We start from the raw sequence: 25,021 nt of genomic DNA on the forward strand, positions 1-25,021 counted from the left end.
AGCCTGTAGAAACAACACTGAAAACTTGTTTTTCCTTTGTCTCGACACCCACCTTTTTTTATCTTTGCAAAGTTAATATTGGGAAAATGATAAAGAAAGTACATATTCTATTACTCTATTTTTGTATAGCAATCGTTTGCTACGGACAAGAAGGCAAAATATTTACCGCAGACAAAGAATTGTCGAGCAGCATGATAAATAGTGTCTATCAAGACAAAGAAGGAGTTGTATGGATAGCAACTGAAGACGGACTGAACCGCTACGACGCAGCAAAATTCACAGTCTACAAAAATGATCCTCAAAACGAAAACACACTAAAGAATAACTATACCCGCATTATGTTCGAAGACAGCAAAGACAATTTTTATGTGGGTACCTTGACAGGACTTCAGCTGTATGACCGTGCACGCGAATCGTTTACAACAATTCCCATGAAATTCACGACAGGCGACTACTATGGAAATGCCAATATTTCTTCTATCATAGAGCGTAAAAATGGTGATATTGTCATAGGAACTTCAGGACACGGCATATTTATTATTAATCCAGTTCAGGAAAAAAAGGAAGCCCTACAGCAATTGGATTTAGTACCTAGCTACTTAGTAGACTATGTATACGAGGACCATGACGAGACATTATGGATAGTCACACCTGATAAAGGAATATTCCACATAAACAAAAATAAAAAAATATCCAACTACAATAGTTCTGATGGAATTATTTGGCCATCAAGCATTTGTGAAGACAATAAAGGGGACTTATATATAGGCTGCCTGAAAAATGGCCTGTTCAGATACGACCGCAAGCAAAAAAGGCTCATACATATTTCATATAACAAAACTCCACTTCCTATCAAAACCCTTTATCCGATAGAGAATAAAATCTATATCGGTACAGACGGAAATGGACTTAGAATCTACAACACCGAAAAACAAACCATTGAAGAAGGCAATATCAATACAGCCAGCTTCGATTTCAAAAAATCTAAAGTACATTCTATTCTAAAAGATAAACAGGGAAATATCTGGCTGGGATTATTCCAAAAAGGAGTTATGATAGTGCCCACTATCATCAACAATTTCAACTACATTGGTTACAAATCATCGACCCAAAATATCATCGGGTCCAGCTGTGTCATGTCGGTATGCCAGTCGCATGACGGAACGCTATGGGTAGGAACCGATAACGACGGTATTTATGGCATTAGCCCTAATGCTTCGAGCTGCCGGCACTTCACCCCCTCAAGCGATTCTCATTCCGTTTCTCCAACCTTAATGAGCATTTATGAAGATTCCCAGCATGACTTATGGCTAGGATCTTATCGCGATGGACTGGCAAAAATGAATCCATACAACGGACATTGCGACTACGTAAAATTGAAACTGCCCAATGGCGAGAAAGTACAAAGTGTATACAGCATCGTTGAAGACAGCCACCAACAGTTATGGATAGGAACGATGGGCACCGGCCTTTACCGTATCAGCCTCAAAACAGGTGAAATATACACCTGCCCCAGTCCACAAAACGGATTGGAATATCGCTCGGACGGCAATATGCTGCACAACAGATGGATAAACTGTCTGCTCCATACCCGTAATGATAAACTATACATAGGTACTTATGACGGTTTGGGCTGTCTCGACATACCTACCATGAATTTTGCTACAACGTACAAAGTGAACCGACTTCTGACAGGCGAAGTCATTTACGCACTTTACGAAGATGCAGAAGGACTAATTTGGATAGGAACGGCACAAGGATTGCGCTGTCTGACTCCCGAAACTGGAGAAATCAAAGAATATGGTATGAAGGATGGACTACCAAGTAACTCCATTTCAGCGATAAAAGGAGACTCAGAAGATCATCTATGGATCAGTACAAACTTCGGAATATCCCATTTCGATAAAAAAGCAAACAATTTCGTAAATTTCTACGCTAGCGATGGATTACAAGGTAATGAATTTACCAAAGGAACCGCCTTTGCCACAGAAAACAAACTGATATTCGGCGGAACAGGAGGAGTAACCATCTTTGACCCTCTAAAAATCATCAATCACAATAAAAAGCCAGAAATCCGCATTGCAGATTTCTATATCCACGACCGCCAAGTAAGATTGGGGATGAAATCAGGCAGATATGATATTGTAAAAGCATCTGTTCCCGATGCAACAACTTTCCATCTGTCTCATAAAGACAATTCTTTCAGTATTGAGTTCTCGGCCATGGAATTCTACAGCCCCGAACGAATCAGTTATGCATATAGCTTCAACAATAGCCATTGGGTCAATCTACAACAAGGAAGTAATCGAGTTTCATTCAGCGATTTGGCTCCCGGCAAATATAAATTTCAAGTAAAATCGAAAGATTATAATTCATATTCGGATATCAAAGCAATAACTATCATCATTTCCCCACCCTGGTATTCATCCTGGTGGGCACAAATTATTTATGTGATCATAGTCTGTGCAGTTATCGGTACTATTGCATATCAAGTACGACAACGCTACATCGCACGTCAAAAGATGCTTGAACATATCCATAACGAACAGCTACACGAAGCCAAACTGCAATTCTTTATCAACATCTCGCATGAGATACGGACGCCGATGTCACTTATCATCAGTCCGTTACAAAAACTTATAACTAACGATACAGACGAAACACGGCAACAGACATATAAAATGATCTATCGTAATGCCGAACGAATTCTGCATCTGGTAAACCAGCTTATGGACATCCGGAAAATCGATAAAGGACAAATGCAGCTAAAATTCCATGAAACAGATATTGTTTCCTTTATACGCGATCAATACCAGACTTTTGAATATCAGGCTAATGCTAAACATATCGAATTTATATTCCAACCTGATTTCGAAATGCTGAACGCTTGGATAGATCCCAAGAACTTTGATAAAATCATACTGAATGTACTGTCAAATGCATTCAAATTTACTCCTGAAAATGGAAAAATATCTATCTACCTACATACAGGCGAAGATCCAGAAAGCGCCCAATCTGCTTTGCGGCATTATTTTGAAATTATCATAGAAGATACAGGCATTGGCATCAAACAAGAGGATATTGAACGTATATTTGACCGTTTTTACCAAATACGAAACAGTCAGACCAAGTCGACTATAGGCAGTGGAATAGGACTTCACCTGACGCGCTCACTGGTGGAACTACACCACGGTATTATCATGGCAGAAAATAATGTCAAAGGACCTGGCTGCCACTTCATTATCCGCCTTCCCATGGGCAGAAAACACTTGAAAGCTGAAGAAATAGATGATACGCCATCGGAAGATATTATCATATCGGAATCAACTTCCAACACTCTACCTGCAGGCTTTGAATATGAAGAAGAAAACGATAAGAACAAACTCAGAACTAAAACCAAATATCAGGTTCTTATTGTAGAAGACGACAAGGAGATCAGACAATACATCGCTCAGGAATTAAGTACAGAATTTCATGTAAAAGAGTGCCCCAACGGGAAAGAGGCCATGAATCTGATTTTTGCAAAAACACCTCCAGATCTTGTCATCAGCGACATCATGATGCCGGAAATGGATGGACTTACTTTATGCCGAAAAATAAAACAGAATATCAATATCAACCACATACCAGTGATACTGCTGACAGCCAAAACACGCGAAGAAGACAACTTGGAAGGCTTGGAAATGGGAGCAGATGCCTATATCATGAAACCTTTTAGTATCGAAATTCTCAAAAGAACTGTCACCAACCTCATTAGGAGCCGTGAGATTCTGAAAAATAACTTCACAGGCAATCAAGAGCAGGAAGAACGCCTGCAAAAGATTGATGCAGATTCGCCCGATGAGAGACTACTTGACCGTGTAATGAAAATGATAAATGACAACATCGGTAACCCAGATCTGAATGTTGAAATGATAGCGCAAGAAGTTGGAATCAGCCGTGTGCATCTGCATCGGAAATTAAAGGAACTGACTAACCAAGCTCCACGTGAACTTATAAAAAATTTGCGTCTGAAACAAGCTGCTGCTTTGTTGGCTGATAAACACCGTAACATCACAGAAGTAGCGATAATGACCGGATTTACCAGTACCACTTATTTTTCAACCTCATTCAAAGAGCTTTTCGGCATATCACCGTCAGCATATATGGAACGTTATCAAAAAGAAGAGAATATAGAAGAAAAGACAGATAGCGACAAAGAGGAAAAAGCTTGAAAAATAAAACCATAGTTGTTACGGCATAATACAAAAAGAACCATATTTTACTCACATTGAGCTTAATATGGTTCTTTTTATATTTTATCTTTTTCTAAAATAAAGGATCAGATCTCTCATTCACGTTCTACAATATACTCTTCACCAGGTTGTGTTTCGATATCATATTCATAAATTTGATATAATATTGGTTGTTCTGGCGATTTCAGTTCTTTAGAAACCAAAGGCTTGGTCAAAAGTGTAGCCGGAGCGTTCAATGGGTTAGGACATGCCCCTTCTGCAACTTTCAGACCTTTTCCTTTCAATGGTACATATGAACGCAGGCGTAACACTCCTCCAATGCGGGAATGAATCTTTGCTTGAAGCAGCTGTCCGCCTTCCCAATCCATATCAACTTCAAAACCTCCACGAGCAACTAAACCTTTTACAGCACCCTCACTCCACTCTTCAGGTACAGCCGGCAACAAATGAACTGCTCCATCGTGACTCTGCAAAAGCATCTCGGCAACTCCCGCCGTATAACCGAAATTACCATCAATCTGGAAAGGTGGATGAGCATCAAAAAGGTTGGGATAAGTACGTCCCTCAGGGTATTCCCTTTGTTTATCATCACCAGGCAACAGGCAAAGCATATTTCGTATGATACGGTACGCATGATTACCATCGAGCATACGTGCCCAGAAATTAATCTTCCAACCAATACTCCAGCCAGTAGCCATATCACCACGCTGAAGCAACGTATTACGTGCAGCCTGAAACAGCAAAGGACTTTGAGAAGGAGTAATCTGATTGCTCGGATAAAGTCCATACAAATGAGAAATATGACGATGCTGGTCTTTCGGATCATCTGCATCGGCAAGCCATTCCTGCAACTGATTGTAACGACCGATCTGCATAGGCGGCAAACGCCGTAATGTCTGTTCCAAAGAATCGGCATAAGCTTTATCTCCACCCAACGTACGGGTAGCCAATAAAGTATTATATAAAGCATCGTATGCTATCTGATTGTCCATAGTACATCCAGCCGTAATGCTACTAGGACCGGCATAACCATGTTCGGGCGACATAGACGGAGCGGTCACTAACCAGCCATATTTCGGATGCTCTACAAGATGGCTCATATAAAAATCTGCAGTACCTTTTAATATCGGATAGTATTGTTTCAGAAAAGCCTGATCACCGGTAAAAAGATAATGCTGCCACAGATGTTGAGCCAGCCAAGCTCCACCATTAGGCCACATACCAAAATAAGCTCCATCTACAGGACCACATGCCCTCCATATATCTGTGTTGTGATGAGCAACCCATCCTTTAGCCCCATAAAGTTCACGTGCGGTTTCTCCTCCTTTCACAGCCAATTCTGTCAGCATCTTAAACAAAGGTTCGTGCGTCTCAGAAAGATTGGTTACCTCAGCAGGCCAATAATTCATTTCTGTATTGATGTTAATAGTATATTTACTATCCCATGGAGCATACATGCTTTGATTCCATAATCCTTGCAGATTGGCCGGTTGTCCTCCTGGCTGTGAAGAAGAAATCAACAAATAACGCCCGTACTGGAAAAGCAACGTTGTCAGATTCTGATCATCAGTCTTATTGAAGTCACGTACACGTATATCGGTTTCTTTTTTTGAAGCATCGGTAGACGGAAGTGTAAACGATACCCGCCCGAACTGTTTCTGATAAGCAGCTGTATGGGAAGCCAAAGCATCTGCATATGATACCTTAAGGGCTTTCTTTATTTTATCGGCAACACGTTTGGACGCATTACCGCTGACATCGTTATAATTTATAAAATTGGTGGCAGCCGATATGTACAATGTTGCTGTAGTAGCATCGGAAACTGATAATTTCTCACCATCCCCTTTCACCTTACCATTGGTTTTCACCTGTATCTGGCATTCGGCATTTAAAGCTGCTGGAATACCTTCTTGCTCGCAGCCTTTGCATTGCATAGTAAGTTTATTACCCTTGGCCGATATAACTGATTCTAACGGACATTTATAAGCTACCGAAAAGTTCAAAGCTTTTTCCTTGTCTGCTTCAATACGGACAATAATCACATCGTCTGTAAAAGAAGAAAAGGCTGTACGTTTATATACCACTCCATCAACCTCGTACCGAACCGTGGCAACCGCTTTCTCTATATCCAGATCGCGATAATAATTCAACGGATTTTCATGCCCCGGAAAGTTGAGGAACAAACTGCCTAACGTCAGATAACGCATACCGTTTTGAGGAGTATTGAAGTTATCATCGATCATCTTTTGGGCTTCGCCAAACTTATTCTGAAAGATCAATTCACGTATTTTGGGTAAAGCTTCGCGCCCTTTCGGATTGTTATTACTATAAGGACCTCCTGCCCAGAACGTTTCTTCATTCAACTGTAGTTCTTCACTGCCAACACCTCCAAAGATCATTGCTCCAAGACGGGAATTACCTAAAGGAAGCGCCTCAGTCCAATTACGTGCCGGATGCGTATACCACAATTTCATCCGTGGGCCCATGGTTTCATCGCGTAAAGCATCATATCCCAATAAAGACAACATGGTAGATGCATAGCGAGTACCCAATATACGATAACCTTCTGCGGTAAAATGTAAATGGTCCTTTGCAACCGGACATCCAGCCGAGGGAATAACATGAGCAGTAGGAATCACTCGCGACAATGTATCTATAATTGCATTCATACTGGCACAAGCTCCCTTCTGATCAGCATGTACCACCTCTCCAGCCAACAAGGGAACATCTTCAGCCTTCAGATTGAGATCACTCAACAGATTTTCATATACTTTCTTCACTTTCCGAGGCCACTCCTTATCACCCGTATTCGATTCTCCCTGATGTAACAAAATGCCTTTAATGACACCTTGCTTCTGCGCCTGACGAGCCAAATCGACTAAACGGCCATAAGGATTACCTCCATATTCTTTCACCATGTTTTTCATCCAGTCGGGCTGCGAAACAATATATTCATTATAATGATCTTTATCAAACAGCTCAATCTTGCAACCACCTACAGCCACATTGATGACTCCGACCTTGATTCTCGTTGGAAGATTGGCTACCATCGTACGACCGAAATAATCGGCAGGAGTCAACCCTGTATAGCAACGAGCTAAAGGAGGAACAGCCGTATACCATTCACCCTGTTGCCGTCCCAAGTCAGGACAGTCGACTGCAGCCATTACCTTAAACCGCTCGTCAACGCCACAAGTATCTTGTGCCTCAATTTTTGCATTGCCTTCCATATTCGATTGTCCCAGACAAAGATAAACATGGAAGTCCTTATCCTGTGCAACCATTGCCACACTCAACAATGACATGCATAGCAAAGCTTTTAACTTCTTCATAATATCTTATAATTTTATAATTTGCTTTTCACCGTTATAAACTATCTCCTTTACAATCTTTCCATCTTTAGACGTAGGATCCATTTTCACAATCTTCAGATTACGCTGAACGGGCATTCCTGAATAATTTCCCTTACGCGGATGCAAAATCACTTTATTTTGCTTGTCTTTCCATTCGATTGTAAACGTAGCATATTTCCCTTTTTCATACTCATAATTGATACCTTCGTCCTCGTATACTTCAAACTTGCCGTCTGCTCCCGGATAAATATTGATTTCCCAAGGCTTATTAGCCACTTCACCCGAATATTGACAAGCTTCGGACAAGGGTAATACAGAACCTGCTTTTACAAAAACTGGAATATGCTCCATCACGACAGGTACACGAACATTTCCAGAGGTCTTTTCCATTTTCTGTCCCGTATAGAAATCATACCAGCCACCTTTGTTTTCAGGCAAATACACCTCCTGTTCCTTTATATTCTCATCCACAACAGGAACTACCAGCAGAGCAGGCCCAAACATATACTGATACTTTTGTTTCAGCGCTTCCGGATCTGTTCGAAAATCCATCACTAACGGACGCATCAGTGTTCCACCCCGTAAAGCAATATTTGCATTTTCCGAATAGATATATGGCAAAAGTCGATAACGCAGATTCAAAGAATAACTTGCCAGGCGAACAACCTCCTCACCGTAATTCCAAAACTCGGTATCAGTCATATATCCATGAACACGCATCAAAGGCAAGAAAGTTGATATTTGCAGCCAACGGATAAAACGCTCATGGAACCGAGGATCGTTATATTGGTTATACGGACGGAAAAAACCACCAGCATCATAAGTCCACCAAGGTATTCCGGAAGTCATAAGGCTAAGTCCGCCAGTGATTTGTCTTCGTAATGTTTCCCAATCATTTCCAACATCCCCTGACCATAAGGCAGCTCCGTAACGCTGTATTCCGGAAAAGCCACTTCTGGTCAATATCATTGTACGATGTTCAGGAGCATCTTTCCGACTACCTTCATACACCGTCTTGTTGACCATCAACGGATAAATATTACGTACAAACTCACCCGGCAAAGTATTATCCATCACCTTTCTTCCCTCCAAATCGTCATTTTCCGGCTCGGTAGCATCCTGCCACCAGGCATCTATGCCATAAGGTTTCAGTAGACGGTTACTGAAATTACTCCAATAACCAGCCGCAGCATTCGGATTAAAAAAGTCAATCCACGACGTCTGATCGATATAATATCCTTTCTGCATCATTTCCTTACCGACCTCACTTTGCAGATCTATTTTAGACCATACAGAAAGCATCAAACGGGTATTCATCGCATGCAATTCGTCTACCAGTTTTTTAGGATCCGGGTAGAAACTTTCATCAAAACGCATGGCATTCCATCCGTAACGTCCCCAATATTGCCAATCCTGAACAATGAGGTCCAGCGGCAGTTTGTTTTCACGGAATTTCTTTGTTGTAGCCAATATTTCATCCTGCGAATGGAAACGTTCCCGACAATGAATATATCCCAATGCCCACTGAGGCATCAGAGGAGCGTTACCTGTCAAGTTCCGATAAGAAGCAATAACATCGTCTGCCTCACCTATAAATATGGTATAGTCGACACATGCTGCTACGGGCGAACGAAGCACAGTTTCGTTATCTACTTTTTTATAATATAAAACAGGTTTGTCATCCTTTTCCAGACGAGCTTGCAACTGATGAGTACCAGCTTCCAATTCGACAATGGTAGAGGCTGTAGGCGGAAGCCAGAGATTCTTCATCTCTAACACTTTCTTTCCATCAATTTCCAGGTGATGGCTTCTGGCCATTTTCTGTCCGACATCCAGCAACAATGCATATTTACCTTTTTCCGGCACAGTCAATGTAGAAACAAAGACATTGCTTTCGCGTACTTCTGCTTTTCCACCTTCTGTTGAAGTGACATTTACAGTAACCTTATCCCCCACCGCACCTTTTTTCTGAAACTCGACTTTCTGATCGGCTGGATTAAATTCGGTCATACCATAATTGTTCCACAACAGTCCGAAACCACGACTTGAATAGAAAAAAGGAATAGAAATCTGGGTGTTAACTTGTGTCAATCTTCTTGAAAGTCCACGCACGTCCAAATATCCATCTTGAAATTGCCCTAACCCGAACAAAGCTTCGTCTTCCGGGGAGTCTATATGCAATTCTGCACAATAGGTATTTTCTCCCTGTATAACAGCAGGACTCAGCTTCGTATCAATTTCTGAAACAATCTTCTGACCTTTTTTATTCAGGAAAGTCAGTCGTCCACTCAGCTTTTCGCAAATTACCGACATCTGTTCCAATTGTACTTCAACTGTTTCCTTGTTCTCTTTCACTTTATACTGAGGACATGACGTACCTACATATACCCATTCGGGCAATTTGCGCGATTCGCCCTTCTTATATTGCACCCTGACGGCATTATCGGCTAAAGGAAGCAAACGAAGTGTATCGCCTTGTATAAGTACATCTATACTCTTTGTTTCAGATTGCTTTTCCTTTTCAGCACATTCCCCCTTTACTGGAAAAAGGAATGTGAAGAAAAGGATAGTAATCAATCCATACAAACTTTTATTTTTCATATCTGTCGACTTATCAAATTTGTAACACTTATCTTAAGAACATTCGGCTTACAAACGGCAAGCACTGATACAATGCCGAATGCCAATATTCCCAATCATGACCGCCATCACGTACTCTGAACTGACAAGGTATGCCTGCATTCCGCATCGCCTGATAAAACTCAATATTACGATCGAGCAAGAAATCATCATCACCGCAATCTACATACCAAGCTACTGAACGCAAGTTAGCTTTACGACTTTCATCAGCCTTGAGTACATAATCCACACTGCTGTTTTCGATGACCGAACGTGTCAGAATGGCCAATTTACCATCGGGATTATCATAACGGGCTGCTCCCTGTTCAGGAATGCTCATCAGAGCACTCATGGCATACACTGCGCAAAACATATCTGTATGATGCTGACCATAAACCGTGGCACCACCGCCACCCATCGAAAGACCTGCGATAGCACGATGCTGTTTATCGCCTATCACACGATATTTTTTCTCAATGAAAGGCAGGAATTCCGTATAAAAGAATGTTTCGTACTTCCAGCCCGGCATATCAAAATAGCCATTCTGAAAAACTTCCGGATTGCCACCACCCGCATCAGGAGTTACGATGATCATTTCACAAGCTTCGCCACTGGCGGTCAATCTGTCCATAACATCTTTTACATGACCGCGATTAGCCCATACGGAGTTGTTTTCCCACATGCCATGCAACAGGTACAGAACAGGGTACTGCTTTTGAGTATCCATATCGAAACTCAACGGCAAAAGCACAGTATATGCCCGTTTAGCCTGTAATACTTCACTATAAATTGTATCAGTCACAATGCGACTTTGAGGAAATCCCTGTGCATGAAGCAATGCACATCCTCCTAAACAAACGAATAAAGCTATCAATATCTTTTTCATATTCAAAAAACTATTTTCCATTCAACTAAAGTTTCATCTGTCTGCCATTCTGCCAGCTGATCCGAACTAAATACCTGATTCATAAAAGCATAACGGTTTATTTTGTTTTATCAGTTGTAAACTGTCAGTTTATCAGTAATAAATCGCCAGTTTATTAGTAATAAACTCACAGTTTATCAGTAGTAAACTTTCAGTCTGATTAGGGCAAATCCAAATAAACCAAGTGGCCAGACATAAATCACTTAAAAAACTGCTGCACCGTCTCAGCCAAATACGTACGGGCATTCATCCATGTATGTCCACCTTCAGTAATCAGACTTTTATAACGAATACCTTTATTGTCAAAATAATCCAGATTCTTTATCACGTCCTGATATAAGAAGTCAGACTTTCCTACACCGAACCATAATAATTTCAACTTCGACTCAGATAAAGAAGGAACCATCAGTTCCTTGAAATAATGGTCCATTACTTGCGGAGTAAGATAAGCACTGTATGATGCCAGCCAGGCAAATTTATCCAAATGAGAAAAAGCTGTAAACAAAGACTGACCTCCTCCTCGGGAGAAACCGGCAATGGCACGTCCTTCCCTATCGGTACGTATACGGAAAGAAGACTCTACAAAAGGAATGACACACTTAACCATCTCCTCCGAAAATACAGTATACATTTCTGCAGCCTCCATCGACGATGGCATAGGAGTGCCGTTCATCATATAGCCATAAGGCATGACTACAATCATCGGTTCGGCCTTTCCTTGCGCTATCAGATTATCCAATATCGTATTTACACGTCCTACTTTAAACCAGGTTTCCTCCGTATCGGTCGTTCCGCTGACTAAATATAATACCGGATATTGTTTTTTCCCAGCTTCATAACCCGCTGGTGTATAAACCAGCAACGGACGGTTCATGCCCAATACATTAGATGAATAAATGCAATATGACACTTTGCCATGAGGCACATCGTTCACCGTATATAATGCTGACGAATCGGGCATTTCGAGCAAACTGGCCTTGAAACGCTCATTCGGAAACAAAAGCATATTGCTTGGGTCGGCCACTTGCACACCATCCACAATAAATGAATACGGATAAATGTCCGACTTATCAATCTTTACTGTAACGCTCCAAACATCATTCTCACCTTTTGTCAGCGAACGGAGTCCGTCCATAAACTGACCGCTCAACTCGACTCGCTTGGCATGAGCATCCTGAATAGCAAATGTAACTTCACCATTCGAACCAACTTTAGGAGATACCACAGGATTATTCCAAGGGTTGCCCTGTGCCTGCAAAAGCAGGCACCATAGCAAAGCAACACAACTTGTCAAAATACATCTATTCATCATTGCTTTTCTCACTTAGTTATTTGGTTATGACCAATCCTCCATTTTCAGGTATTGTGATTTCGACTTCTTGTTTCTTGTTCAACTTAAAGGATTTCACACTACCCTCCAATTTCTTGTCATCACTGTAGCATTGAAGTTCTTCCCCTGCTGTAAACATAGGTAATTTGATTTTCAACTTCAATGTTTCTTTTTGTGCACTGATACCTGCAATATACCACTTATCGGCATGACGACGAGCCAAAACAACATATTTACCAGGATAACCGTCAATGAAACGGACTTCATCCCAGGTAGAAGGCACTTGTTTCATGAAATCAATAGCCCACGCAGGCGCATCGGTCAGATTATTTGGAGCCAAAGCGAAATGCTGTACGGCACTTTGGAACAGAACTGCTGTTGCTAAAGCAAATACATCTGATGTTACACGACGGCTTCCTCTTGGTTCGTTCTTCGCATTATAATATTTGTTCAAAGCACTTCCGCCAAAATCCATGCTACCTACCGTGTTGCGGATAAAAGGATGCAAACAGGCATTAAACGCTTCAGCATCGCAACTTCCTTGAGAAAAATGCAAGTTTTCACTCGCCAATACAGCCTCGCTTGCTGCATAATTAGGATACATACGTTCCCAACCACGAGGCAAAGTACAACCATGGAAAATGACTAACAGACCATAATCGTTTGCATCAGCCAATATATCTTCATAAAGTTGCATCGTGGCTTGTTTATCACCACCAAAGAAATCGACTTTTATACCTCTGATGCCCACTTCCTTCATCCAAGCCATTTCGCGACGACGGGCAATAGCATTATCCATAATGCCACGTGGACTTTGCGGAGCATCGTTCCAATAACCATTTGAATTATACCACAGGTAAAGAGCAACTCCCTTCTTGGCACCATATTTGGCTAATTCTTCAATTCTATCATATCCTATCTGCTTATCCCACAGAGCATCAATCAAAACTGACTGATAACCCATTGCTGCCGAAAAATCGATGTAACGAAGCTGTTCTTCATAGTTGGTGCTTACATCCATACCAATTATCCAACTCCACGAGCCTTTACCATACTCATATTTTTTAGAAGCTTCGTACTTAGGCTTTACCACATCAAAAGCTACAGTAGTCTCTACAATCGGAGCCAACGTCTCGCCTAACGTAATCGTACGCCAAGGAGTTTCGCCTGGTAATGCCATACCCGGATAGACAGAAGCATTTCCATTCATCTCGCCTTCTTGCGGGAAACCTATCGTATAAAGTCCATTCTCCTGACCCAACAAACGGCAGCCACAATAGCCACCATCCGTTCCAGTCTCGGAAATCAACACCCAACCGTTTTCATTCAGTCGGAACAGACAAGGGAAGGTATATCCTTCTCCCCAGCCGTTCTTGCCTATTGCATCATCGGGAGTATAACCTGTTTCATAACTTGGAGAAGTCCGTGCAAAACCTCCCATCGGCTTACTCTGCGGACACATAAATGTAGTCGTTCCCTGCGGCATTGTAAAGCCAGTAGCTTCCTTTAATACCACACAACACAAAGTCTGCTTTTGCGGATAGAGTTTATACCTGAAAGCAACATCCCGATTGCTTACCTGAAATATGACATCATAAATTTTCTTTCCATTTTTTGAGAACGTAAAGACCTGACGATTGGCCTGATATTCTACATGACTCTGCTTAATATTCGGCAACTGGTATGTTTCATTCAGAGCCTGATTTTCTGATGCTGAAGACAATTCCATCTGAGACGTATAATTCCCCAGATTAGTCTCTATTCCCAAAGGAGACTTCAGCAAAAAAGGTATGCCATTGTATGTTACACTATAGGATGGAGCTCCACCCTCATCGGACACTGCTACAACTACTTTTCCATCAGGACTGGAAACATTTTTCTCTATGGCAAAGGCCGAGGCCGTCCACAAAAGACAAGAACATAATAAAATTGTACTTTTATTCATTTTTCGTATTTTATATTTAATTGGTTGGTTTAATTACTGCTACAAAACCTCCACGTGCCAAACTGTTCATCTGGTTGGGAAGCTGAGATAAATCTTTTACTTCAGACGATACTTTCCACTGCTGTTCCTTATTACCACTGTCTTGAAACAGAGTAATCTGATACTTACCATTCTTAAGGAATTTCCAATCGAGGTCCAACATTTTTTCCTGATCAGTACCATTCAGCCCTGCAATATACCAAGCATCACCCTTTTGACGAGCCATCACAACATATTCACCGGGATAACCTGAAATCAAATGTGTATCGTCCCACACTGTAGGCAGTTGCCCCATAAAATTCTTCACCGATTCAGGTTGTATCAGATAGCTTTCCGGACGGTCAGCCCAATGTTGTAAGGCCGATTCGAACACAACCATCAATGCCAGCTCGTGTGCATGTGTCGTAATATGCGGATGCTGTGAATCAGAGAAAGTGCAAGGAGTATAATCCATAGGACCTACCACATTGCGCGTAAACGGTAAAGTAGTGTTATGAGAAGCAGCTTTATTGGTAAGTACAGGAGCATTGTTATACCATTCTGCACCGTAAACAGCTTCTACCGACATCAGGTTAGGATATGTACGCTGCCACCCACGCGGAATTGTTGCACCGTGAAAATTCACAAGCAAATGATGTTTGGCAGCTGACTCTAACAGATCCAGGCAATAGGCCATTGTTTCTTCCGTATCACCCGCAAAAAAATCGATTTTTACTCCTGCCACCTTATTTTCTTCCAGCCAAGCAAATTCTTTTTCGCGATTTTCCGGAGAATTCAACTTAAACAGTGGACCGGCTGCACCGTTGTTTATCCAAGCCGTAGAAGAATTATACCACAAAAGAGTACGCACACCACGTTGCTCTGCATACTTCAATGCATCTTGAATTGTGCCACCATTTTCCATCACATCCCATTCCCAGTCAATCAATACATAAGGCCATTTCAACTTAGCAGCCATATCAATGTATTTTTTCACTATCTGAAAATCCTTGGATCCGTGATTATAGGCCCAATATATCCATGAGACATTCCCTGGATGAATCCAGTCAGTATCTTCCAAAATGCAGGGAGCACTCACGTCAGTGACCAGAGTAGATTCAACAACATCAGCCAGCGATCCGATGATCATTACACGCCATGGTGAAGTCCAATTTCCAGTAATTGGCTTTGTATTCTCAGCAGGACATACCTTATAATCAGTAACAAGTTGTTCATTTTTCAAAGAAGAGGCGCTATTCTGTCGGTCAATACCTGCTTCTGAAATCAAGGTCCAAACATCATCGGCCGTTTGAATCAGTGCCGGATACCCCCAATGATGATTAGAGTTCTCGCCTATTGTAGTCATTGGAAAAAAATCCTCATACCCAGAGTTATATTTTTGCATCCAACGTTTTGTTCCCTCAGTAATACGATAAGTAGTAAGTTCCTCGGAAAGAACCGTCTGATTAAGTTTGGGTAACTCATACCTGAAAGCAATACCATCATTATAAAGACGGAAGTTCAATCTCAGTTCACGGTGAAGAGAATCAGTAAACAAATATACATATTCAAATCCTTCATTGAAACAGTGCTTGCGCTTTCCTGTTAGCATTGTGTAATCTTCTTTTACAAGACGGGGTTGACTAACACTTTTCAGTATCAACCCACGTCCTCCTCCATCCTGCGTATACATGCCGATAACAGGTATAGACAATATTTCATGTTGCCCCTTCGCATCCATGTAATTCACATCAAAAGAAAAATGGTTTTCTGCACTTGTTGTATACTTTAATTGTATCTTTCCATTAGGAGAAGAGATGGAACGGGTTTGCTCAACATACTTCATTGTACCGTCTTCATTGTAAAAGAGCTCATCCACACAAACTGAACGGCGTCCGATAGCTCCTTTATGACCATCAATAGTAAGCACAGCATTATGATAAAACAAATACCACTTGTCTTTAAACTCAGCAATACCCGGGTGAATAGTAAAACTGTTTTCCGCCATACCTGTAAGTTCACCTTGATACTCCCACGGTCCTTCCATACTTTTCGATGTAGCATAAGATATATTTTCACGCCCTTTCCCCATGGAAGCATAAGTCAGATAATAGATACCATTACGTTCGTGAAGCCAAGGACCTTCTACATACTTGGGCAAATCAATAACTTTAATCTCGCCATCCAGTTCAATCATATTCGGCTTCAGTTTAGCCATAAAACATGTACCATTTCCCCAGCACAACCAAGCCTGTCCGTTCTTTTCAATCAGCACGGTCGGATCGATATCATTCCACCAGCCACGTGCTCCGTTGGACGTCATATCATCACTTACCAATGGCTTTCCTATAGCATCTACAAACGGACCAACAGGCGTATCAGCAACAGCCACGCCAACCGCTTTTCCTGTATATTTTCCTCCTCCCTGAACTGTCGTATAATAATAAAATTTGCCATCTTTTTCAACAACCTGTGAAGCCCAGGCCTCACCCACTGCCCACTTAAAGTCGGTCGGACGCAATACAGAACCATGATCGGTCCACGTCTTCATATCCTCCGTAGAATAACAAAGCCATTCCGTTATATTAAACTCCTTTCCGCCCGATGCCGTATCCTGACCATCATAGTACTCATCATGACCGACATATAAATATAATTTGCCATCATGCACCAACGGAGCTGGATCGGCTGTAAACTTATCTGTTATTAACGGATTTCCTTCATAAACAAATGTGCGTTGGGCATAAGCTGAAAAAACAGCACACATACCAACCAAACACATTAATAATATTTTCTTCGCATTCATAACTTAAATATTAATGTTTTTCTCATATTAACTATAAGATTACTATCATTCTTTGGGAAAAATAATCTGATACTTGCCACTTAAATGCATAAATGCAAACAAACGTAATAACCCATCGTAATAAGCATCAAAGTATCCATCATCATAGGGTACATGTTCTGCATTCCACAGCCGATCAATAAAATCACAGATTTTACTATGAGTACAAACTAATGAAACTGCCGCCGATGTAGCAACCAAACCTAACGAATGACGGAGTTTCTTATATCCTCCTGCACCAAGAATCTCATTTACCTGGGTGCCATCAACATTATACTGGTCAACAAAAGTATCAATCCCTTCGGCATACAAGAAGTTCTGAATTCTATTCCCATAGGATTGTTGCCATTCCTTATCGGCACATGCCCATGAATAGTCCAAAGCAATATTCATAGGAACACGCCATGAATCAAAACGGAAAGCATCACCTATGATTCTGTTACTGCCAAGTAAAGTTCCATCATAATTGCAATAATCCGGATTCAAGCCTGTAATAGGATGGATGCACTTCCGTAAATATGCACGGCTCTTTTCGGCACATTCACGCCAGAAACTGCTCCGTCCATCTTCTGCCCAACGCGCCCAGACCTCATAAAAAGCCGGAACATGATAAGATGGGTCGGTAAAGCTCCCACCCCATGGATCAGGTGTAAAAGTTATCAGCTGATGTTGCAAATTAATCAAGGGCGATACCCGATCCATCCCAGCTTTTTGCATAGAACAGTCTAATATATTCTGAGCCTCGGCCAAGTAATTTATCCCGGTATCATTTCCCCAACGATTGGATGCAAAAATAAGCGAAGTTACATAATATAATTCTCCATCAGAAGCTGGCCCTTGCGCATTGCGTTTCCCGTCAGTCTGACAACTCCAAGCAAAATAGCCTTTCAACGGGCCATCCTGATGTTGCATGTATTTTTTGCTCCAACGCCACAATCGATCAAAGATGTCTTGTCGGTCAAACTGTACGGCAATCATCATACCATACGACATTCCTTCTGTCCGGACATCATGATTCTTCAGGTCAGATATATAAGCTAATGAATCACCTACCTCAAAATAAATTTTATTCGGACCTGAGAATAAATCATTAAAAACAGAAGTTATCTTTGCATTGATATCTGTTTCCTTATATCCTAATTCAGCAAACAAATTCCGATATTTCCGTGTTGCAAAAGCCCCTTTATCCCAAGGCAAAGCATCAAACCCAAGCCAATCAACTTCCACTTGTCCTCCTTTTAAAAGGCTGCATTGCAAATCGCAAATGCCAGTAGGAGCATTCTCGACTGTTGTCGTAACCTCCATCCAATCAGAGCTTTTAGGTATAGAAATTTGTCCTATTCTACTTCCTTCGGATGTACTAAGCAATAAAGTAGCCCCTTTTTCAGATTTAGCACGCACACGTATCGTCGCAACAGGTTCTTTTCCAAAATCTACCCGATTATAACGTATCCAAGCCTTTTTCCGGGTAAAAACACTTTTCCATCCTTCAAACTTATTACTATTATTGATAAATGAAATGGAAACACCCGTAGGACTTATCTGGCTATATCTGTCTATCTGAATTCTCGATCGGGCTTTTGTAATGCCTACACCACGCAAGGTCGGTATTACTTTCTGAATTGTCCCATCAGCATTGAAGGACAAAGAATCAATTCTGACCGAACGATTTTTGTCAAACTCAGGAGAATAATCGTTATGATGATAAAAAAGATACCATTGATCTTTATACTCCACAATAGAATGATGGTTGGTCCAACAGCCTGAAGGAGATTCATCCATAATAATACCTTTGAATTCAAATGGCCCCATAGGACTGTCTCCCATGGCATAAGCCAGCGTCTCTGTCTTATCCTTCACCCATGGAAAAGTAAAATAATACTTTCCATTTCGTTCAAAAGCAAAAGGACCTTCTTTAAAACCGTCAGGCATTCCCTCTATTTGCATCGGCTCCGAAGCCAGTTCTACCATATTTTCTTTCAACTTTGCAACCTGTAATCCCCGTCCTGCCCAATAGATATAACTTTGCCCATCACGATCGACCAAGACGCAAGGGTCTATACCATTTACTCCTTCTATCGCGCGGCGTTGTGGCACAAACAGTCCATAAGGTTTATCAGCAATGGCTACCCCTACTGCAAAACCACGTTTTCCCTCTCCTCGCGGAGTAGAAGGAAAATAAAAGTAATATTTCCCATCTTTATAGACACAATCGGGAGCCCACATGGAATAGGAATCTGGCTGAACCCAAGGAACACGATTTTGAGTCACAATCACTCCATGATCTGTCCAATCGACTAAATCGTCGGACGAATACACATGATAATCAGCCATACAGAACCACTCCTTCAGCCGTTCAATTGGGCTGGGAATATCATGAGAAGGATAAAGATACATTTTACCTTCGAATACCCGTGCTGTAGGATCAGCCGAGAAATGATCTCTGATAATTGGATTTTGTGCCATCATATTAACTGCACAAACAAACAGTAAGAAAACTATTTGATGGATGCCTTTCATATTTATATATTGATGTTTGTGTAAAATATTCATAGCTCTTTCAACACCTGACAGGGCTCTTTCATTCACATAAAAAACTGTCAACATTTGCTTCACCTCTATCCAAGCATTATTTTATTCTTGCAAAAGGATTGACTTTTCCTCGTTAAAACATTGACTAAACCTCTATAAGTTTCCTCTTTTCAAGCGACAAGAATACTATCATTGACAATGCAATACTTTAGTATAGAGAATGAAGCAAAATTAAACAAATAACCGGTAATCTACTCTTCAGAGACTATCATTTTTTAAACAAATGAGGCAAAAACTCTTTCAGGCAACGTCTCCAAGTCAACCATTCATGATGAGTGCCTGGTGATTCATAAAAATCTACCTCAATGCCCATTCTTTTCAGTTCGTTAACCATTTTTTCTGTGCCAAAATTCTCTTCCGATCCGCATCCCATAAACATATAATTTACCTGTTTATTGAACTTCTTGGCATCAGCAAATACTCCATTGAAACAAGTTTTCAGATCAACGCCGAAAAGGGCTCCACTAAAAGTACCCAAGTAAGAGAACATATCCAAGTTAGGCAATACGGTATTAAAAGTCTGATGTCCTCCCCAAGACAATCCTGCCATAGCACGATTCTGACGGTCAGATTTAGTACGGAACGTTTTGTCAACCATCGGTATTAAGTCTTTCAGAATCACATCATAGAACGAAGCTCCATAAAGGTTACGTTCATTATTCACATTTTTACCTCGCCGAGGTACAAAAGGAGCCTTAACATCACCACTCTCCATCACTACAATCATAGGTACACATTTACCACTGGCTATCAGATTGTCCATAATGAATTGCATACGGCCTTGTGTACTCCATCCTGTTTCATCTTCACCCATTCCATGTTGCAAATAAAGAACAGGATAACGTTTCTTTCCTGAAGTCTCATATTCGGCTGGCGTATAGACCATGGCACGACGGAAGGATTTCTGACTTTCTGCATAATAAGAAACCGAACGAACCTGCCCCTGAGGTACTCCTTGTTGCGGACGATAATAATTGCCTTCTTCACCTTCGGGCACTTCGATACCGCTTGATTCACGACAACAACCAAAGAATGTTTCACTTGACGGATCGCAAACCTGCACGCCATCTACAATAAGGAAATAATAATGAAAACCTACTACCAACGGATCGGTAGTCGCCGTCCAGAAGCCTTTGGCATCTTTTTGCATATCATATTTCTTACCACAGATATCGACCTGCATCCTACTACAGGCTGGAGCATAAAAACGGAAATGGGCACGACGTTCATTATCAAGACGAGGATACTCATAACCTGGCACATTGGTAACAGCCGCTTGCGTATCTTTCATTATATCTTGTGTCTCTTCATCCGAGAATTGCCACCAATCAAAATTGAAGAGCTTGCAACCTTTCCGGCCTTTAAACACAAAATATACATCATGTAAGCCTGTTGCCTGTTTTTGCAAAGAAGCCTCAACTGTCATCCAACGCTCCCAACCTCCCGTATGAGGTACTTTTATTTCTGTGATCTGTTCCCCACGAATACTATCCAAATGAACCTCCAATGTTCCACCACGCAACGCACTGCTAATAGAAGCAATAAACCGACGAGGTGATTGATTGCCGAAATCGACCTCACGCACTTTTATATAATCACCGTTATGAATTTCCGAAACATATACCCCATTATCACCATTCGGCTCTGTTTTCAACCCTTCACTGAAAGCAATCGTTTCCGCCTCAACACGTTGACGAGGATTCAAAGTTCCAACAGGCTTCACTCCTTCTTTTGTGGCGTTAATAATAGGGAATGTTCCATCGTCGTTAAATGTAAATTGTTCTACCGCAGCACTTCGACCAAAGCCTCCCCCACCTGGCAATTTACCTGTATGATAGAAGAAGTACGAATTGCCTTTATAATCAATAATACCGCAATGGTTCGTAAAAGAGCCTGTATCCTGTAAAGGCATTATCTCACCCATATATTTCCAAGGCCCCAACGGTGCATCTGCCATAGAATATGCAATATGTTCTGGTACCCCGCCTGCCGCATAAAGCAGATAATATTTTCCGCTGCGCTTATGCAACCAAGGACCTTCGGTATAGATATCTTTATATTTCTGTCCTTTTACCCTTTTTTCAGGATTAGGAGCACCAAAACTTTTAACAGTTTGTTCTATTTTACCGACTTCACCCTTTATGGAGATCATGTCATCATTCAACTTTGCGTAGTAAACATTAGGATTTCCCCAATAAAGATAAGCCTGTCCATCATCATCAATCCAAACAGTAGGATCTATGTAATCCCAACTGCCATCACAAAGCGGTTTCCCAATTGCATCTTTAAAAGGACCAGTAGGACTATCACCAACAGCCACCCCAATAGCCATCGCATTGGTCAACTTGGAATGAAGGCAAACATACCAATAGAACTTTCCATTACGTTCTATACATTGCGCAGCCCAAGCCCGATCATCTGCCCATTCAAACGATTCAATCGCAAGAGGGGATCCGTGGTCAGTCCAATTCACCATATCGGTAGTAGAATAAACCCGCCATTCCTGCATCCAGAAAAAGTCGGCACGATCTTCATCATGTCCGGTATAAACATAAAGAGTACCATCATGTACCATAGGAGCCGGATCGGTCGTATAGCACGTCTGTACTATCGGGTTTTGTGCTGCAAGAGGGCACAAGACTGCCGCACACGCACAAGCAACAGTCGTAAACAATAATTTCTTTTTCATGGTATTCACTTCAATATTTATTATATATTTTTTTCCTATAAAACAGTTCTTCCGACTTTCAACCTTTTCGTCCTGAAGACAATTACAAAGTAAAGCAACTTCGAGCAATTAACCCAAAAAGAATGTTACAAATACATTCGTTCATGTTACATCATGAGCAAAAAATGCATTTTTTTCGAATTAAAAGGGGCTCTTCTTCTTCAAAAACATAAAATTGAACTTCAGAACTCAAAATAAACATTGATGAAGTAAAAAAGAAAAAGCTCGGCAAGATTCTATTTTTTTCCTGCCGAACTATTATTAATAAGTTGCACTTTTTTCCGTCTTTTTCACACTTCCATCACAATCTATAACTGTCCATTTGAACACGGTCCCATCTTTTCTGTCCGGGCGACAGCCTGTCCAATCAGCACCATATGGTTCACCGGTTACAGGATCAATGCCAATATAACGGTTCGTGCTCAAGGATAAGAGCATACATTGTCCACGAAGCATATCTTGCCATAAAAAGAGACTTGCATCACTCTCCTTTTCCATCATACGCACATCCGCTGACAATCCTGCCCCTACAACAGTCAGGAACCCAGTGCCATTCATCGCTTCTAAAGCAATACGACCTTTACCGCGATCATGCACCTTGAAAAAACATCCTCCATTCTGGTATTCACGGCTACCTTTACCTGCAGAATGAAGCATCCCATGCGGATTAGCCCAAGCATAAGTACCATTAGACAAATTGCACAAACTTATAACTTTCCCTATTGGCAGGTTAGAAGTCCGATCTGACATTGGTTCGTCAACTACAAAATTATCAAAACAAGCATATCCTCCCTCTCTTTCCTTCTCATTGTATGCAAAAAGAGAATAACGCGATCCTTGGAACGTCTTTAATTGATAAGGGAGCAACACTTTTTCACCAGCTTTTTCATACTCACTTCCAGTCAAACTATAATAGAATTGGGCTAAATCAGCATCTAAGTCCACCGCAATTCTCAGATAAACAGTTTCTTTGTACGCAGGATCATTCACCTCCATCTGCCTCTGTAATGAAATTGTTTTATTTCCTTGTTGTACCTTCATTACAAGATCCTTTGCTTTTCCTGTACATACTACTCCTAACCACGCATAAGGCATATTTAGCAATCCTAAACCTGCCACATCACCATCTCTCAAACTAGAAGCGTCCAACTCCACAGTAGCGGTAGACACAGGACCAATACAACGTTGTGTCAACGTATTCTTGGCCCAAAGGAAACTTCGTGCAGGCATAGTCTGCAAACGTAACTTACCATTTTTCAATGCCCATTTCTTATCTACAGGTTCATGATTCCATTGCCAAATGGGTAAAAGTTCATCATTATCAAAGCTATCACTACGAACATAAGGAGCGTCAGGAAGCGATACAGATTCCACATTCGGTTTAAACCAAGTACGCGGGGTACGTCCTAAATTGCCCGGCAATCCAAAATATGGCCAACCATCTGCCCATGTCACGGGCGACAAACAGACCGTTCGCCCCACAGCACGAAAGTCGGTCATAGAAACTCCCCACCATTCACCATTAGGTAAATCAACAATTCCTCCTTGATGCAAAGGCACAGCACTAAAATAATTGCCATCATCACCCGAAACTTTAAAATCAAAACCATCTTCCGGCACAGGACTACCTAATCCGACATTATTCACTGAATGCACACGCCGTGTTCCCATTGTTTCTTTAGCACTGATAGTAACCGTTTCATAAGGTCCCTCAGGCCGATCGGCACGCGCACATTGCATACGTCCAACAGGAGCATAATTTGCACTGATAATATAATACTTACCGTTTATCTTATAAAAATGATGTCCTTCTCCCATGGCATTCCCTGCCGGAATAATTACACGCTCACTACCTTCTACAAAGCCTGTAAGGTCTGGTTTCATTTCAATTAAATGCACTTCATTATACTTATATACAGCATATATTTTTCCATCATCATCAAACAAAACAGAAAGATCATAAATGCGACCGCCTATATTAATATGTTTCCAAGGCCCAGCTGGATTCTCAGCTATAAACACTTGTAGTCCATGCCCATTTATATTACTGAAAACATAAAATTTACCATCATGATAACGGATACAAGGTGCCCATATACCCTGTCCATATGCTTCTTTCCCGTTTTCCAGCTTAAATTCATCCCCCATATTGAAACGGTCAAAACAATAACTCATGAATTTCCAATTAACCAGATCTTTTGAATGCAGAATTACTAAACCTGGAGTAGCGTGCATTGTTGTTCCCGCTAAATAAAAATCATCTCCAACCCTAATTATATCCGGATCAGAGAATTCATCATAAAATAATGGATTCGTATAGGTACCATTTCCATTATCTGCAGTCCACGAAATATTCCCCTCAGTTTCTTGTGCAAAAACAGAAGTAGTCATTACAAACAGACAAATTAAGAATAATGCTTTCATAATATTT

At 41.2% G+C, this 25,021-nt stretch carries 10 protein-coding genes and 1 pseudogene; 1 reads left to right on the plus strand and 10 read right to left on the minus strand.

Annotated elements, in window-relative coordinates:
• Nucleotides 1–86: 86 nt before the first annotated feature.
• The gene (locus Q3C19_RS03820) at nucleotides 87–4,214 is read left to right on the plus strand and encodes a two-component regulator propeller domain-containing protein (RefSeq protein ID WP_302727326.1); all 4,128 of its coding nucleotides are present in this window, start codon (nucleotides 87–89) and stop codon (nucleotides 4,212–4,214) included.
• A gap of 116 nt (nucleotides 4,215–4,330) precedes the next feature.
• On the opposite strand, the gene Q3C19_RS03825 is transcribed toward Q3C19_RS03820, so the two are convergent.
• From Q3C19_RS03825 to Q3C19_RS03870, 10 genes and pseudogenes are all read right to left on the minus strand, one after another.
• Entirely contained in the window at nucleotides 4,331–7,567 is a 3,237-nt protein-coding gene (locus Q3C19_RS03825) for a glycoside hydrolase N-terminal domain-containing protein (RefSeq protein WP_302727328.1), read from the minus strand.
• Between the two features lie 6 nt (nucleotides 7,568–7,573).
• The gene (locus tag Q3C19_RS03830) at nucleotides 7,574–10,189 is read right to left on the minus strand and encodes a TIM-barrel domain-containing protein (protein ID WP_302727330.1); all 2,616 of its coding nucleotides are present in this window, start codon (nucleotides 10,187–10,189) and stop codon (nucleotides 7,574–7,576) included.
• 28 nt (nucleotides 10,190–10,217) lie between these two features.
• Entirely contained in the window at nucleotides 10,218–11,093 is an 876-nt protein-coding gene (locus Q3C19_RS03835) for an esterase family protein (RefSeq protein WP_302727332.1), read from the minus strand.
• Between the two features lie 238 nt (nucleotides 11,094–11,331).
• The gene (locus Q3C19_RS03840) at nucleotides 11,332–12,444 is read right to left on the minus strand and encodes an esterase (RefSeq protein ID WP_302727334.1); all 1,113 of its coding nucleotides are present in this window, start codon (nucleotides 12,442–12,444) and stop codon (nucleotides 11,332–11,334) included.
• A 16-nt stretch (nucleotides 12,445–12,460) separates the two neighbouring features.
• The gene (locus Q3C19_RS03845; RefSeq protein WP_277120296.1) at nucleotides 12,461–14,407 is read right to left on the minus strand and encodes a glycoside hydrolase family 97 protein; all 1,947 of its coding nucleotides are present in this window, start codon (nucleotides 14,405–14,407) and stop codon (nucleotides 12,461–12,463) included.
• 16 nt (nucleotides 14,408–14,423) lie between these two features.
• Nucleotides 14,424–16,271 (minus strand): glycoside hydrolase family 97 protein, encoded by a 1,848-nt coding sequence (locus Q3C19_RS03850; protein ID WP_071150766.1) that lies wholly within the window; start codon nucleotides 16,269–16,271, stop codon nucleotides 14,424–14,426.
• A pseudogene (locus Q3C19_RS03855) lies at nucleotides 16,248–17,192 on the minus strand (glycoside hydrolase family 43 protein); the annotation flags it as partial. The gene Q3C19_RS03850 and the pseudogene Q3C19_RS03855, both read right to left, overlap by 24 nt.
• Before the next feature lie 84 nt (nucleotides 17,193–17,276).
• Nucleotides 17,277–19,790, minus strand: a complete 2,514-nt coding sequence (locus Q3C19_RS03860; RefSeq protein WP_277120312.1) for a glycosyl hydrolase family 8 — start codon at nucleotides 19,788–19,790, stop codon at nucleotides 17,277–17,279.
• A gap of 280 nt (nucleotides 19,791–20,070) precedes the next feature.
• Nucleotides 20,071–22,551 (minus strand): family 43 glycosylhydrolase, encoded by a 2,481-nt coding sequence (locus tag Q3C19_RS03865; RefSeq protein WP_277120298.1) that lies wholly within the window; start codon nucleotides 22,549–22,551, stop codon nucleotides 20,071–20,073.
• Nucleotides 22,552–22,851: 300 nt separating this feature from the next.
• Complete coding sequence (locus Q3C19_RS03870; protein ID WP_302727338.1) at nucleotides 22,852–25,014, minus strand: glycoside hydrolase 43 family protein; 2,163 nt, start codon at nucleotides 25,012–25,014, stop codon at nucleotides 22,852–22,854.
• Between the last annotated feature and the right edge of the window lie 7 nt (nucleotides 25,015–25,021).

The sequence above is a fragment of the Bacteroides sp. ET489 genome (genome assembly GCF_030518095.1).
Taxonomy (GTDB): Bacteria; Bacteroidota; Bacteroidia; order Bacteroidales; family Bacteroidaceae; genus Bacteroides; species Bacteroides ndongoniae.

What these genes read in the sequence shown, in the direction of transcription:
- Q3C19_RS03820 (WP_302727326.1), top strand. Translation starts at nt 87, where the DNA reads ATGATAAAGAAAGTACATATTCTATTACTCTATTTTTGTATAGCAATC.
- Q3C19_RS03825 (WP_302727328.1), bottom strand. Translation starts at nt 7,567, where the DNA reads ATGAAGAAGTTAAAAGCTTTGCTATGCATGTCATTGTTGAGTGTGGCA.
- Q3C19_RS03830 (WP_302727330.1), bottom strand. Translation starts at nt 10,189, where the DNA reads ATGAAAAATAAAAGTTTGTATGGATTGATTACTATCCTTTTCTTCACA.
- Q3C19_RS03835 (WP_302727332.1), bottom strand. Translation starts at nt 11,093, where the DNA reads ATGAAAAAGATATTGATAGCTTTATTCGTTTGTTTAGGAGGATGTGCA.
- Q3C19_RS03840 (WP_302727334.1), bottom strand. Translation starts at nt 12,444, where the DNA reads ATGATGAATAGATGTATTTTGACAAGTTGTGTTGCTTTGCTATGGTGC.
- Q3C19_RS03845 (WP_277120296.1), bottom strand. Translation starts at nt 14,407, where the DNA reads ATGAATAAAAGTACAATTTTATTATGTTCTTGTCTTTTGTGGACGGCC.
- Q3C19_RS03850 (WP_071150766.1), bottom strand. Translation starts at nt 16,271, where the DNA reads ATGAAGTATGTTGAGCAAACCCGTTCCATCTCTTCTCCTAATGGAAAG.
- Q3C19_RS03860 (WP_277120312.1), bottom strand. Translation starts at nt 19,790, where the DNA reads ATGAAAGGCATCCATCAAATAGTTTTCTTACTGTTTGTTTGTGCAGTT.
- Q3C19_RS03865 (WP_277120298.1), bottom strand. Translation starts at nt 22,551, where the DNA reads ATGAAAAAGAAATTATTGTTTACGACTGTTGCTTGTGCGTGTGCGGCA.
- Q3C19_RS03870 (WP_302727338.1), bottom strand. Translation starts at nt 25,014, where the DNA reads ATGAAAGCATTATTCTTAATTTGTCTGTTTGTAATGACTACTTCTGTT.